This window comes from Prochlorococcus sp. MIT 1318, assembly GCF_047304505.1.
GTDB lineage: Bacteria > Cyanobacteriota > Cyanobacteriia > PCC-6307 > Cyanobiaceae > Prochlorococcus > Prochlorococcus marinus_D.
The window spans coordinates 668,708-683,470 of the sequence record NZ_CP138958.1; the positions used below are offsets into that span (position 1 = coordinate 668,708).

Sequence of the window (14,763 nt, forward strand, 5' to 3'; positions counted from 1 at the left end):
ATAATGAAGCCTCTTGCTCGCAACAAGCCAGGCCAAAAAGCCTCAGCGATACAGGTTCAGAGCCGCATCAGTCACATCCACTAAAGGATGCACGGCATCACCCCAACCGCCGCCACTAAAGGTGACTACACCAGGATTTGCAAGCTGTTCATTAATCCAAGCAAGAATGAGGGGCGCCAAAGTGGCCGGCTGAAGCTGATTTGCAGGTGCCATCAAGTTGAAGTGACCACCATCTTGGGCAAGCACCAGGCGATGGCCAAACTCCAAAGCACCACTATCACGCATGGGCACCAGAGCCTCAGGCACCGGAGGCACGACCCAATCACGAGTGCCACTAACCAACAAAACCTTGGCTGTCAAAACTGAAGTTCTACTTGGATCAAATAGAAGACGTAACGGCGGACTCACCGCCACAACTGCCTTGACCCGTGAGTCTTCAACAGAAGACTCATTCATTTTGGAAAGCCAACTGCACTGCAGTATCCAGCTGATATTGCGCTCAGGGTCATCCTGGTTATGACAACGAGCAGAGAGCTTCACATCAGTTGAGCGTGCCCCAGCCAATTGAATCGCCGTAGTCGCCCCCCATGAATGACCAACAACAGCGACCTCATCTGTATTGAGGGAAAGTCTTGACAACAAACCACCTGACTCCACAGCAGAGAGCATCGCAGTCACATCCATCGCACGAAGACGCAACTCTTGAGGTCCCGGCGGAGGTTGATCACCCGCCAACATCGCCTTCTGCTGATCAGCATCACTGCCCTGATGCTCCGGGAGCAACACCGTATAACCGTTAGCAGAAAGATATTCAGCCCAACCCTGAAGATCTCTCGGAGACTCCCAAAGCCCATGTGAAATGACCACCAAGCGACCATTTGAGCGAGACTTCGGTTGTATCACCACCACCCGTATCGGTTTCGAGCGATGGGAAGCCTGAAAATCAACTTGCTGACTTAACCACAACCCGGTAAGCGGCATGCGTAATCCAGTTGTAATCTGAACAGGAGCCTCTTTCTCCACAAGCAGATTTGCTGCTAGCTGATTACGTTGAAGCCGTGAGACATAGCTGGCCAATTTCGACAAGTTGATGGATGCAGCTTGACCAGGGATTTGTCGCAACAAACCAAGCACAGTTGGCTGACCACTCTTGGAAGCACGCGAAAGCGCCTCAAGCAACATCCTTCCACTGGTGTCTTGGGGCAACCCCTCAACTTGAACCAACTTGGTTACTACGATCAGAGCCTGCTCCAAAAGAGGCTGCCCGACAGACTTCTCAATCACCTTCTCAATCTGCGCTGGCAGGGGAGCGTTAAAGACCTGATTGAGAAGTCGCACAAAAGCACCATCCGTAGCCCGATCCAACTCCACAAAATCGGGATTGGCATCAATTAGATCGCCTGCGCTCTGAGCAGCGCCAAGCTCAAAATCAATCTGACTTTCCAGTACAGGCAGATCAAACACCAAGCGTTCAAGTGCAGGAGCAGAGCTTGGAAAAAGTCCAAGCCCCGCTCCAAAACTGATTGCAAACAGCCAAAGACGGGAACGAAAAAACATCATCAAGCTGCAACAGACACAGTCTCAGGAGGATGCTTCGCTAACACCTTCTTGAGATAATGCCCCGTATGGCTAGTGGGATGGGATGCAACCTGTTCTGGAGTCCCCGTGACCAGAAGATCGCCACCACAATCTCCTCCTTCAGGGCCAAGATCAATAATCCAATCAGAACAACGAATTACATCCAAGTTGTGTTCTATCACGATAATTGAATTGCCTTTATCAACAAGACGCTGCATAACATCCATCAACTTATGCACGTCGTAAAAACTGAGGCCAGTGGTTGGTTCATCAATCAAATAAAGGGTTTTGCCAGTAGCGCGCTTTGAGAGCTCGGTAGCAAGCTTCACACGTTGAGCTTCACCACCTGAAAGCGTGGGCGCAGGCTGGCCTAACTTCACATATCCCAGTCCCACATCAACCAACGTGCGCAATCGATCAGCCGCCTGGGGAATAGCAGAAAAAACCTCTGCAGCCTGCTCAACCGTCATCTGCAAAACATCTGCAATGGTGTGTCCCTTGTAAGTGACCTGTAAGGTCTCCCGATTAAATCGAGCACCTTTGCAGACATCGCACTGAACATAAACATCTGGCAAAAAGTTCATTTCAATCACATTCACCCCTTGACCACGACAAGCCTCACAGCGACCACCTTTCACATTGAAGCTAAACTGACCAACCTGATAACCACGAGCCTTTGCTTCAACGGAAGCAGCAAATACCTGACGAATCGGATCAAACGCACCGGTGTAGGTGGCTGGATTAGAACGCGGTGTACGGCCGATTGGAGACTGGTCAATCACGATCACCTTGTCGATCGCATTGACACCTCGCAACTCGCCCAAGCCTTGAGGGAAAGGCACCTTCAAACCCAAACTGTGATCTAAGGCAGGATGAAGCAACTCATTCACCAAAGTGCTCTTACCACTACCACTGACTCCTGTAACCGCAACAAGGCGCCCTAAAGGAAAATCTACGGTGAGATTTTTAAGATTATTGCGATCACAATCAATCAAACGAAGCCTGCGACTACTTCCTTCTCTCCTCTCTCTAGGTGTAGGAATAGAGCGGCGGCCACTGAGATATGTACCTGTCAAAGATTCTTCAGCCATCAACAGATGATCCAAAGATCCTTCAACAACAATATGACCCCCATGCACCCCTGCCCCTGGACCAATATCGACAAGATGGTCAGCGGCGCGAATGGTGTCCTCATCGTGTTCTACCACCAATAAAGTGTTACCCAGATCCCTTAAACGTCTGAGCGTGGCTAACAGACGATCATTGTCCCGCTGATGCAAACCAATGCTTGGTTCATCAAGCACATAAAGCACACCCGTAAGACCAGCGCCGATCTGTGTCGCCAAACGAATCCTCTGAGCCTCACCGCCAGATAAGGTCATCGCGGGTCGATCCAAACTGAGATATTCGAGCCCAACATCAAGAAGAAAGCGAAGACGCATATGAATCTCACGCAAGACCAAATCACCGATCTGGATCTGACGTGAATTGAGCAAAGGCTCAGATCCATTAGCTGCTCCAACGCCCATCAGCTTTTCGATGCGTTCAAGAGTCAGCGCCACGCTGATAGAAGTGAGTTCAGTAATCCGATAAGGACCCACCTTCACCGCCAGGGCTTCGGGTCGGAGCCGCTGACCGCCACAGGCTTCACAAGGAACCAGCTCGAGGTACTTCTCCAACTTCTGGCGCTGGGCTTCTCCGCTGGCATCACGGAGCTGCCGCTCAAGGATTGGAAGAATGCCCTCAAAAGGGCGGGTGTACCCCCCTTTGCCCTTGCGATACCGGCTGTCGACCTGAATCAGAATCGGTTCGCGGCTTCCATTAAGCAGCACATCCCGCTGTTCGTCCGTGAGCTCATTCCATGGGGTCTTGATCTCAAAGCCAAAGGCTTCACCCACTGAATAGAGCAGTGAGAAGTAATAGCTGTTGTCTTTTTCCGCCCAGGGAGCAACAGCGGCGTACACCGGCTGGGATGGATCCGGAATCACCCGGTCCACGGTGAATTTGCGCAGATGGCCAATGCCATGGCAAGCCTCACAGGCGCCATAGGGGCTATTGAAGGAAAACAGCCGTGGCGACAGTTCCTCCATCACAGCGCCGTGCACCGGGCAGGCGAAGTTCTCGGAATAGAGACGCTCCCGCTCAACGCCGTCGGGAAGTTCCTCACCCTTCTTGGGCACCACCTCCACCAGAGCCAAACCATCGCCGCGTTTGAGGGCCGTGCGGAGGGAATCAGTCAGCCGTTCCTGGATCCCCTCACGGGCAACAAGACGATCGACCACCACTTCGATGTTGTGGCTGTGGTTCTTGTCCAGCTCAATGTTGTCGGCCAGCTCGCGCACCTCACCGTTGATGCGCACCCGGGCGAAACCCTCTGCTGCCAGGCCACTGATCAGCTTGGTGTGGGTGCCCTTCTTGCCGCGCACCACCGGCGCCAACAACTGATAGCGGGTCCCCTCCGGCAAAAGAAGGATCTGATCGACCATCTCGTCGATGCTCTGCGGCTTAATCGAGCGGCCACATTTGGGGCAGTGGGGTTCGCCAGCGCGACCGAACAGCAAACGGAGGTAATCCTGAATCTCCGTGACGGTGCCCACCGTCGACCGCGGGTTGTGACTGGTGGATTTCTGGTCAATCGAGATCGCCGGCGAGAGACCCTCGATCGCATCGACATCGGGCTTATCCACCTGCCCCAAGAACTGCCGGGCATAGGCCGACAGACTTTCGACATAGCGGCGTTGTCCCTCCGCAAAGATCGTGTCGAAGGCCAGCGAACTCTTGCCGCTGCCACTGACTCCGGTGAACACCACCAGCTTGTTGCGGGGGATGGTGACGTCGACGTTCTTGAGGTTGTGCTGCCTGGCACCCCTCACGCGAATCACGTCGTCCTGAGTCGCCAGCCGGCCAGCTGAGTCAGCGATCTTGGCAGCAGCTTGCGCCATCAGGACCCGTTGGAAAGCTCAAGAGCTTAGGAAGAACCGAAGCCTTCAAGCTGTGCGCTGGTCCAGCAGGCTCGCTGCATAGGCATCAGCCTGATTGCCACCAGCGAGGTCAGCTAGCTCCTGGCGGCGTTCCTGAGTGTCCCGCAGTCGGGACACTCGCGAGTGGGTCACGCCGTCCTGCACATGCTTACTTACCCGGAAATGGTGATCGGCCACGGCCGCCACGAGCGGTTGGTGGGTGACGCAAAACACCTGGCGTTGACGCGCCAGGGTCTGAAGAAGATCCGCCATCGCTCCACTAACGCGTCCACTGACGCCGGCATCAATCTCGTCAAACAACAGCGTGCTGGACCCATCCACTGCGGCAAGAGTGGTCTTGAGCGCCAGCAGAAAACGGGACATCTCACCGCCGGACGCCACCTCCGTCAACGGTGCCATCGGTTGGCCAGGATTGGCGGAAAACAGAAATTGCACAGCATCCGCACCATGGTCAGCGGGATCACATGGGGTGAGATCCACCTTGAAACGCACGTTGGCAAGGCCCATTGGGGACAACAGCTCAAGCAACGACGCCTCCAGAGCCTCCGCTGCATTGGAACGCTCGCGATGCAACGCCGCATTGGCTTGATCACGGCTCTGGCGTCGGTCGTTCTCGTCCTGATGCAGGCGGGCGAGATCAGCCGCGAATCCTTCAGCACCCAGACGGTGAAGCAGGTCATCGCGACGCAGAATCAAACCGGCCAGATCAAGGCCATAGCGGCGCTGCAGGCGTTTTAGTACCGACAGGCGGTCTTGGATCCGCTCCAGATGATCTGGATCGCTCTCGAGCGCCAGACCGTATTGATCGAGGGAGCGCAGCAAGGCGTCAAAACCGGCCCCGAGATCCAGAGCCTGATCCCGCAGCGGCTCCAGGGAACCATCCAGCTGGGCCATGGCCTGAAGCTCCTGGATGGACGCCGAGAAGTGATCCTGCAGAGAAGGCCCATGATCCGCACCATCGCGGAGACGCCCAAACAACAAGGCCAGACCCTCGAGAAGCCTCACGCCATGAACGAGGCGATCCTGATCCTGCTCCAGCCGCTGCTGCTCGTCTGGATCCTCGAGATCAGCAGCTTGAAGCTGCTCCAACTGCTGCTCCTGTTCAACCCGCTCCTGTTCGAAACGCTGCTGTTCCTGCTCGAGAGCCATCAGGGCATCTGCAGCAACGCGCCAGTCCGTCCAGGCATCAGCCACCTGTGCCTTGACCTCTGCCAGAGAAGAACCACCGAGACGGTCCAGCCATAACCGTTGCTGCCCCGCACGCGACAACAGCTGGATCTGGCCCTGAACAGTGAGATCAATCAGCAGCGGTCTGAGCTCAAGCAACTGCTGACGATTCACCGTGCTGCCGTTCAGCCGGCAGCGACTGGAGAAGCGATCACCCTCCTGCCGTTTCCATTCACGACTGATCAGGAGCTCCTCTTCAGGGTCAAACTCCGCCCCGATCAACCACTGTTCAAGCGCAGGGCTGAGTTGAAACGCAGCTTCGATCCTGGCTCGATCAGAACCAGCGCGTAGCAAACGAACGCCGCTGGCCCCCTGCGCTCCACCCAGCACCGCATCGAGGGCATCGAGAAGGATCGACTTGCCTGCGCCGGTCTCGCCGGTGAGCACCGTAAAGCCGGAGCTGAACTCCAGTTCAAGACTCTCGATCAGAGCTATGTTCTGCAGCAGCAGACCGGTGAGCACGTCCAGCCCTGTGATGATTCCGACCGTAGCGGCAGCACGGTTCGTTTAGAAGGGGTGAATGATCAAGACCCCACTCAGGATGGAAACAGAACTCGGGGATTTCATCGAGGCGGCAGGCCTACTTGAATACGACCCTGCTGCAATTACCAGAATTTATGCCGGCCATCCACAGCGCCTTTTGCGCCGACTCTGGCAAACACTTCTACCAATAGGTCTCTTCCTGATTGGCTTAGCAGGGGACAAAGTTTTTGGCTTGCTGAACGATGCAAATCGTGCTCGTTCCCGAGCACGAGAATTCGCGGAACTCTTAGTAGAGCTTGGCCCTGCTTTCATTAAGGCTGGACAAGCTCTTTCCAGTCGACCAGACCTAGTACCACCAGTTCTACTGGAAGAACTTTCACAACTACAAGACCAATTGCCAGGCTTCGACAGTGTCATGGCTATGGCCTGCATAGAAGAAGACCTTGAAACACCAATCGAAGAAATCTACGAACAACTCGACAAAGAACCCATCTCTGCCGCCTCTCTAGGACAGGTTCACCGAGGCGTACTCAAAGGAGGTCAACAGGTGGCCGTCAAGGTACAACGACCAGGACTTCGTGAACAAATCACCCTTGATCTTTACATCGTACGGAACATTGCCGCATGGCTAAAAAGCAATGTGAGGTTGATACGTAGTGATCTTGTGGCGCTGATTGATGAGCTAGGCCGAAGAGTATTTGAAGAGATGGATTACCTTAATGAAGCTGCCAATGCAGAGCGTTTCCGCACGCTTCACAGCCATAATCAACGCATCGCTGTACCAATAATCTATCGACAAGCTACTAGCCGTAGAGTACTTACAATGGAATGGATTGATGGAGTAAAACTCACTAATCTAAAGGCAGTGAGAGAGCTAGGAATCGATCCCAATAATATGGTTGAAGTCGGAGTCAACTGCAGCTTGCAACAGTTGTTGGAACACGGGTTTTTCCACGCTGATCCACATCCTGGCAACCTTCTGGCTATGGCCGATGGGCGGCTCTGCTACCTCGATTTCGGAATGATGAGTGAGGTGAGCCGAGAATCACGTACAGGCTTAATTGAAGCAGTAGTACATCTGGTAAACCGTAATTTCAACAACCTTTCACGAGACTTTGTAAAACTCGGTTTTCTAGCAGAAGATGTCAATCTCGAACCAATTGTACCTGCGTTTGAAAGTGTCTTCAGCCAAGCTCTAGAGATGGGTGTAAGTCGCCTTGATTTCAAAAGCGTAACTGATGACCTCTCTGGCGTAATGTACAAGTTCCCTTTCAAGGTACCTCCATACTACGCATTAATTATTCGTTCACTGATAACCCTTGAAGGCATCGCATTAAGCGTAGATTCAGAATTCAAAATTCTTGGTGCCGCTTATCCTTACTTCGCTCGGCGACTCATGGAAGATCCCGACCCTCAATTACGCGAAAGCCTCAAAGAAATGCTATTTGACGGAGAAATCTTCCGCTGGACTCGACTAGAAAACCTTGTAGCAAGTGCTGCAAGCCAAGCCCAGCTCGACTTGGACAGCTTAATTGATCAGGTCATCGATTTCCTCTTCTCAATCAACGGTGGTCTCTTGAGAGAACAACTTGTTGAAGCACTAATCAAACGCCTTGACGCCTTTGGCTGGCAAACATTTCAACGTCTGGGTCGTAACCTACCGCGATCCTTGCAACCTCCACTTATAGCCATTGGTTCGGACTCTGAAAATTCTGACGATGGCTCACTGCTTGATTTAGAACCAATTCGACAACTGATCGTTATCTTGCAAAACCTGCCAGGCTTCACTCCTGAACTAGTCCTCAGCCGCCTACCAAGACTGATCCGCGAACCTGATACCCACAAAATGGGTATAAAAGTTGCGCAGGGTCTCGCCGAACGTAGTGTTGTCCGTCTTGTCAAGGTAGCAGCAGGAGTTTCACCCTAAATTCTGTGACTAAAGGGTTCACTAATGAATCAATCCAAAAAACATTCTTATCGATCTCTGATGGCTCTCTGCCTAGGTTTGGGATTAAGTCTGTTTTCAACGATTCCGAAAGCAGAAGCAGCCAAAGAAGTGGCCTTAGTGAGTGGTGCCTTCCGCCGCTCAATCTCAGTGTCAGATTTGGAATATCTAGCAAAAACAGGAAAAGCCAGAGGCCTGTTAAAAGATGCCCTGAAATTCAGTCGACAAAACCCAGAAACTGTTTCAAAGCTCCTCAATAAAAAGATAGAACTTCCTATAGGGCTTACCAGTCGATTAATGACCACCCGCATTGGCAACGTAATCATCAACCGCATATCCAAAATCATCTACCCTCTCAACGTGCCAAACCCTTCGGTAAGCGTTCCAGCATTCAGAGCTGGAGTCATCAATGGCATGCAAATAGGGAAGGGCGGTCTTAATGCCATCCACTTTCTAAAAGCCTATCCCAACGAAACAATGACAGTAAACCTACCGGCTCTGTTTGGAATCATGCAAAAAGCTGAGTCAATCGCTGGTCTAGTGAAATTCTTTTCCGATTCGCCACTAGACGGCCTTAAGGAATCTAAGCCTTAAGGCTTAGATTCCAACTAAACACTGCTCTCTTGCTCTCTATTGGTGTCCCTCAGCCAAAACCTCCCTCAAGCTATCTCCACAACGCCTGTGATGCAGGATTGGCCTGGCCTAATAGAAGCGTATAGATCCTGGTTACCGGTAAGCGATACCACACCTGTCGTGACCCTCAAAGAAGGAGCGACGCCATTGATCCCTGTCAGCTCCATAGCTGAACAGATTGGCAGGGGAGTCAAGGTCTACGTGAAATACGACGGCCTCAACCCCACAGGGTCCTTTAAGGACAGAGGCATGACGATGGCGATCAGCAAGGCCAAAGAAGCTAATTGTGAAGGAGTCATATGTGCCAGTACAGGCAACACATCTGCTGCTGCTGCTGCATATGCAAGACGCGCTGGTATGCGTGCTTTTGTATTAATTCCAGACGGTTATGTAGCGCAAGGAAAGTTAGCTCAAGCTTTAGTTTATGGCGCCGAGGTGTTAGCAATTCGAGGCAATTTTGATCGTGCTCTCGACATTGTTCAAGAAATGGCCTTGAAATACCCAGTAACTCTAGTGAATTCCGTTAACCCCTACCGGCTTCAAGGTCAAAAAACTGCAGCCTTTGAAATTGTTGATGCTCTCGGAGAAGCGCCAGAATGGCTGTGCATCCCAATGGGTAATGCAGGTAACATCACTGCTTATTGGATGGGTTTTCAAGAATACAAACAAGCCGGAAAATGTCAACTTCTACCACAAATGATGGGATTCCAAGCAAGTGGGTCTGCTCCATTAGTTTTCAACAAAACCGTAAACAATCCAAATACAATTGCAACGGCAATTAGAATAGGCAACCCAGTCAACAAAGAAAAGGCCATTGCCGCAAAGTCAAGCAGCAATGGAGCCTTTCTTGATGTTTCAGATGAAAAAATTCTAGAAGCTTACAAATTGCTTGGTCGCGAGGAAGGCATTTTCTGTGAACCTGCAAGTGCTGCTTCTGTAGCAGGATTATTAAAACGTGCGTCTGAAGTCCCTTCAGGGGCAACAGTTGTATGTGTCCTTACTGGCAACGGTTTAAAAGATCCAGATTGTGCCATCAATAACAACGATGCAACATTTCATGCAGATCTAAATCCAGATCTAACCACTGTGGCTCATGTCATGGGTTTTTAAGGATCAAGCAAACACCAGCATCTCGAATAGACCATCTAAAATCTGACTGTGGAAATCATGCTCAAATTATTATTGAAATTGGGGAAAAGGCCGCAAAACCCAACCATTTAAAAACCTCAGCCTTTTCCCCAATTGATTAAAATGTGGAAAGAACGCCATCTCTCCACATATCAAACTATCCTTTCCACAAGTCTATAAGCATTAGAGTCCAGTCACCATAAAGGATTTCTACAATTTTCCACGATTTCCTCAAGCCCTACTACTACGGTTCTTTTAATTTCTTTTAATAATTTAATTAATAAAGACGGGAGGTTATGAATGAGAATGATCTGCCATTGCACTTCTTGCTGGCTTGTGAAATTCTGGGAGACCTCTTCAGCGTTCTTGTTCTAGTCGTGACATTAATTCAATGAAACTGGTTTGTTCACAGGCTGAACTCAATACAGCACTACAGCTCGTTAGCAGAGCCGTTGCTTCACGACCCACTCATCCAGTGCTAGCCAACGTGCTTCTCACTGCTGATGCTGGCACTGATCGTCTGAGCCTCACGGGTTTTGACTTGAGCCTTGGTATTCAAACGGCATTGAATGCCTCGGTGGAATCGAGTGGCGCGATTACTTTGCCTGCGCGCCTATTAGGGGAAATTGTTTCAAGGCTTTCAAGTGATTCACCTATCACTTTGGCCACTGATGAGGCTGGTGAACAGGTTGAACTCAAAAGTTCAAGCGGGAGTTATCAGATGCGTGGGATGTCTGCTGATGATTTTCCTGAATTACCTCTTGTTGAAAGTGGAAAGGCTGTCAAGGTTAATGCGATGGCTCTTTTGAAAGCTCTTCGAGGAACTCTTTTTGCTAGCAGTTCAGATGAAGCCAAACAGTTACTAACAGGAGTTCACCTGCATTTTGATGGTAAAGCGATGGAAGCAGCGGCAACTGATGGTCACCGCCTTGCCGTTTTAAGCTTGGCAGATGCCTTAGCTGTTGAGACTACGGTCTCATCTGAGATGGATGATGAAGGTGAGAATTTTTCCGTAACGCTTCCTTCTCGCTCTCTGCGGGAAGTAGAGCGTTTGATCGCTGGATGGCGTGGTGATGATCAAGTGAGTTTGTTTTGTGATAAAGGTCAGGTGGTATTTTTAGCTGCTGATCAAGTCGTAACTAGTCGAACATTAGACGGTACCTATCCTAACTATCGTCAGTTAATTCCTGATGGTTTTGCTCGGAGTTTCCATGTTGATCGGCGTACTTTTATTGCAGCTTTAGAACGAATAGCTGTATTAGCTGATCAACATAACAATGTTGTAAAGGTTAGTGGTGACAATACTTCTGAGCTTCTACAAATTAGTGCTGATGCTCAGGATGTAGGCAGTGGTTCTGAATCGCTATCGGCTGAATTTACTGGGGATGCTGTTCAGATTGCTTTTAATGTTCGTTATGTACTAGATGGTTTGAAGGTGATGGATAGTGACCGTATTGTACTGCGCTGTAATGCTCCAACTACACCTGCAATTATTTCGCCAAAGGATGATGATATTGGTTTTACATATTTGGTGATGCCAGTACAAATTCGTTCTTGAACTTTGAATCTTCCTGATCAGATTTTATTGAGTGATTTGTTGCATCATCGTGTACGTTGTGATCAGGGGTTAGATCACGGCCCTGGTGTAATGCCTTGGATGCATCCTCCTGTTCATCGTTTACTTGGTTGGGTTAGTCGTCCATCAGCACTTCGAGTGTCGAGGGATGTTTGGCGTTTAGATCAGTCGCGTGGGATTAATGAGCAAGAGGTTTTTGTTAAAGGGCAACCGGCTGTTTCTGATCAGATCACGCTTGAGCGTCTTCCGACTTTGTTAGATGCTGATTTGTTGGATCGCGATGGGCATCGCCTCGGTTTGGTGGCTGATTTTGTTTTTATTCCCAGAACAGGGAAAATCCTTCATTATTTGGTCTCTCGCAGTGATCCTCGGCTTCCAGGCAGTAGTCGATGGCGATTAACAACTGATCGCATTGTTGATCAGCAACCAGGAATGGTTGCTACTGCTTTGCGTGGTTTAGATGATCTTCCCTTGGTTCATTCCAGTCTTCGTCAGGGTTTAATCAAGCGTTCCCGTCATTGGCGCGATCAACTTCACAAGATGGGTGACCGGGCCAGTGATCGTTTGGAAGGCTGGTTGGAGGATCCTCCCTGGGATGAACCAGTTGAGCGTTCTTGGAAGTCTTCTGATATGGCTGAAATGGATCCCTTAGAAGGTTGGGATGATCAAGAGACTGACAATTTTTCCCAATCAATTGAAGAATTACGTCGCCGCGGCCGTCCGGACGGTAGAGGCGATGGTCAGGATGATCCTTGGGTTTGAGCTTTATAAGCAAAACTGGGAAGAGATGAGTTAGATCTCGTGTGTCAGGGTCCCGATTTGAGAGTTGACTATGACGTGGCTGCGGCTTTACGTCATGAAGGTCTTAAACCAGATGATTACGACGAGATTTGTCGTCGTCTCCAACGTGCACCTAACCGAGTTGAGCTGGGAATGTTTGGTGTGATGTGGTCTGAACACTGTTGTTATCGCAATTCAAGGCCTTTGCTCAGCAGTTTTCCTACAAGTGGTCATCGGATTTTGGTTGGTCCTGGAGAAAATGCTGGTGTCGTGGATTTAGGAGATGGTCAGAGCTTGGCTTTCAAAATCGAAAGCCATAATCATCCTTCTGCATTGGAACCTTTTCAAGGAGCTGCTACAGGTGTTGGCGGAATCTTGAGAGATATTTTTACTATGGGTGCAAGACCTATTGCGCTCCTTAATGCTTTACGTTTTGGACCTCTTGAAGATGAACGTAATGTTGGTCTTATGGAGGGGGTCGTTGAAGGTATTGCTCATTACGGCAATTGCGTGGGAGTTCCTACCGTTGGTGGTGAGGTGGCGTTTGATTCCAGTTATTCCGGCAACCCGTTAGTTAATGCAATGGCTCTTGGGCTGATGGAAACAGACGAGATTGTTTGTTCTGGGGCTCATGGTGTTGGTTATCCGGTGATTTATGTCGGTAGTACAACTGGTCGTGATGGTATGGGTGGTGCCAGTTTTGCTAGTGCAGAGCTCACAAAAGCTTCTCTGGATGATCGTCCTGCGGTTCAGGTTGGTGATCCATTTTTGGAAAAAGGTTTAATTGAAGCTTGTCTTGAAGCTTTTAAGAGTGGCGATGTTGTTGCTGCTCAGGACATGGGTGCGGCTGGTCTTACTTGTAGCTGTTCGGAGATGGCTGCTAAGGGTGGTCTTGGTATTGAACTCGATCTTGATCGAGTTCCTGCTCGTGAGCTTGGGATGACTCCATATGAGTTTTTACTTTCGGAATCTCAAGAAAGAATGCTTTTTGTGGTGAAGCCTGGACAAGAGCAATCTTTGATGGAGAGATTTATTCGTTGGGGGTTGCAAGCAGCAATTGTTGGTTGCGTTCTTGAAGAGAAGGTGGTTCGTGTTTTGCAAAAAGGAGAAGTTGTTGCTGAGGTGCCTGCTAATGCATTAGCTGATGACACTCCAATTGATCGACATGAATTAGTGAGTGATCCTCCGCTAGAGATTCAGGCCAAATGGGACTGGCAGGAGAATCTATTACCAGTTGTTGGTTTAAAAGGGATCAATTTAAATTCACAATCTCATTTTGGTATTAATCTTTCATGGGATGAAATTCTTCTAAAGTTACTTGATGACCCTACGATTGCTTCAAAACGTTGGGTTTATCGTCAATATGACCATCAGGTTCAAGCCAATACAGTTTCAGCCCCAGGAGTTTCTGATGCTGCTGTTGTGAGATTACGTCCACAGCAAGGTAAAGGCTCTGTAGATGAGGTAAAGCGGGGAGTTGCGGCAGTTGTTGATTGTCCTAATCGATGGGTTTTTCTTGATCCAGAACGTGGTGCTATGGCCGCTGTAGCAGAAGCGGCCAGAAATCTTAGTTGTGTTGGTGCGGAGCCTTTGGCTGTCACAGATAATCTCAATTTTCCTTCTCCGGAAACGCCTACTGGGTATTGGCAATTGGCTTTAGCTTGTCGTGGTCTTTCTAAGGCTTGCAAGACTTTTTCAACACCAGTAACTGGAGGAAATGTTTCTCTATATAATGAGACTCGCTTAGCTGATGGAAAAATACAACCTATTCACCCAACACCAGTTGTTGGAATGGTTGGTTTAGTTCATAATCTTGTAAATGTGTGTGGTCAGTCTTGGCTTGAGCCTGGTGATTTGATTTGGCTTTTAGGCGTGCCTATCGATACAACAGTTGCGGTTGATCCTCGCGTTAGCCTTGCGGGTAGTAGTTATCTTGAATGTATTCATGGTTTAGTTACGGGTAGGCCTCCGGAGATTGATCTGAAACTTGAGTGCTTAGTTCAATCTTTCCTACGCAATTCTATTACTGAGGGATTTGTTCGCTCTGCTCATGATCTAAGTGATGGAGGTCTTGCAGTTGCAGTTGCTGAGTGTTGTATTGCTGCAAATTTGGGTGCACATATTGAGTTACCATCCAGCGATGCTCGATTGGATCGGTTGTTATTTGCTGAAGGTGGTTCACGCATCTTGGTGAGTGTTCCATCCACGCAGGCTGTTGCCTGGCAAAAGGTTTTAAATCAGGCAAAGACCACATCCCCTGGCTCAGTGTTTGATCAGTACCTTGGTGTTGTTACGGCTGATGAGGAGTTGTTGATCACTCAGGCTGGCAATCGCTTGGTTCAGCTTCCTTTGAATCAGCTGAGGGAGTGCTTTGAGCAGGGAATCCCTCGTCGTATGGGCTTGGATCTCTCTTCAAGCGTCTGAGTTGAGCT

General features: G+C 49.8%; 9 protein-coding genes. 6 read left to right on the forward strand and 3 right to left on the reverse strand.

From position 1 onward, the window contains the following. Positions 1-42 precede the first annotated feature (42 nt). From SIB66_RS03460 to recN, 3 genes are read right to left on the reverse strand one after another with little or no spacing between them, the layout of a single operon-like run. Positions 43-1,560 carry an alpha/beta hydrolase family protein gene (locus SIB66_RS03460; protein WP_063421790.1) on the reverse strand — a complete coding sequence of 506 codons (1,518 nt, stop codon included), beginning with the start codon at positions 1,558-1,560 and terminating at the stop codon, positions 43-45. Further along, a complete protein-coding gene (gene uvrA, locus SIB66_RS03465) occupies positions 1,560-4,520 on the reverse strand; it encodes an excinuclease ABC subunit UvrA (RefSeq protein ID WP_063407637.1) in 2,961 nt (986 codons plus the stop codon). The genes SIB66_RS03460 and uvrA overlap by 1 nt, the downstream gene beginning before the upstream one ends. 45 nt (positions 4,521-4,565) lie before the next feature. Next, complete coding sequence (gene recN / locus SIB66_RS03470; protein WP_063421787.1) at positions 4,566-6,248, reverse strand: DNA repair protein RecN; 1,683 nt, start codon at positions 6,246-6,248, stop codon at positions 4,566-4,568. Between the two features lie 58 nt (positions 6,249-6,306). On the opposite strand from recN, the gene SIB66_RS03475 reads away from it, so the two are divergent. The 6 genes from SIB66_RS03475 to purL all read left to right on the forward strand — a co-directional run bounded on the left by SIB66_RS03475 (position 6,307) and on the right by purL (position 14,755). Then, on the forward strand, positions 6,307-8,196 hold the full coding sequence (locus SIB66_RS03475) for an ABC1 kinase family protein (protein ID WP_236070427.1): 1,890 nt from the start codon (positions 6,307-6,309) through the stop codon (positions 8,194-8,196). A gap of 24 nt (positions 8,197-8,220) precedes the next feature. Next, entirely contained in the window at positions 8,221-8,808 is a 588-nt protein-coding gene (locus tag SIB66_RS03480; protein WP_063407640.1) for an alpha/beta hydrolase, read from the forward strand. A 90-nt stretch (positions 8,809-8,898) separates the two neighbouring features. Next, positions 8,899-9,957 (forward strand): threonine synthase, encoded by a 1,059-nt coding sequence (thrC, locus tag SIB66_RS03485; protein ID WP_063407641.1) that lies wholly within the window; start codon positions 8,899-8,901, stop codon positions 9,955-9,957. Positions 9,958-10,366: 409 nt separating this feature from the next. Then, entirely contained in the window at positions 10,367-11,533 is a 1,167-nt protein-coding gene (gene dnaN / locus SIB66_RS03490; protein ID WP_063407642.1) for a DNA polymerase III subunit beta, read from the forward strand. Between the two features lie 3 nt (positions 11,534-11,536). Continuing rightward, positions 11,537-12,313 (forward strand): hypothetical protein, encoded by a 777-nt coding sequence (locus SIB66_RS03495; protein ID WP_063407643.1) that lies wholly within the window; start codon positions 11,537-11,539, stop codon positions 12,311-12,313. Positions 12,314-12,370: 57 nt separating this feature from the next. Beyond that, the gene (gene purL / locus SIB66_RS03500) at positions 12,371-14,755 is read left to right on the forward strand and encodes a phosphoribosylformylglycinamidine synthase subunit PurL (protein WP_063421966.1); all 2,385 of its coding nucleotides are present in this window, start codon (positions 12,371-12,373) and stop codon (positions 14,753-14,755) included. The last annotated feature ends 8 nt before the right edge of the window (positions 14,756-14,763 follow it).

Bases quoted from the DNA above. Each gene is read 5' to 3' on its own strand.
- SIB66_RS03460 (WP_063421790.1), bottom strand. From the start codon at position 1,560: ATGATGTTTTTTCGTTCCCGTCTTTGGCTGTTTGCAATCAGTTTTGGA.
- uvrA (WP_063407637.1), bottom strand. From the start codon at position 4,520: ATGGCGCAAGCTGCTGCCAAGATCGCTGACTCAGCTGGCCGGCTGGCG.
- SIB66_RS03475 (WP_236070427.1), top strand. From the start codon at position 6,307: ATGATCAAGACCCCACTCAGGATGGAAACAGAACTCGGGGATTTCATC.
- SIB66_RS03480 (WP_063407640.1), top strand. From the start codon at position 8,221: ATGAATCAATCCAAAAAACATTCTTATCGATCTCTGATGGCTCTCTGC.
- thrC (WP_063407641.1), top strand. From the start codon at position 8,899: ATGCAGGATTGGCCTGGCCTAATAGAAGCGTATAGATCCTGGTTACCG.
- dnaN (WP_063407642.1), top strand. From the start codon at position 10,367: ATGAAACTGGTTTGTTCACAGGCTGAACTCAATACAGCACTACAGCTC.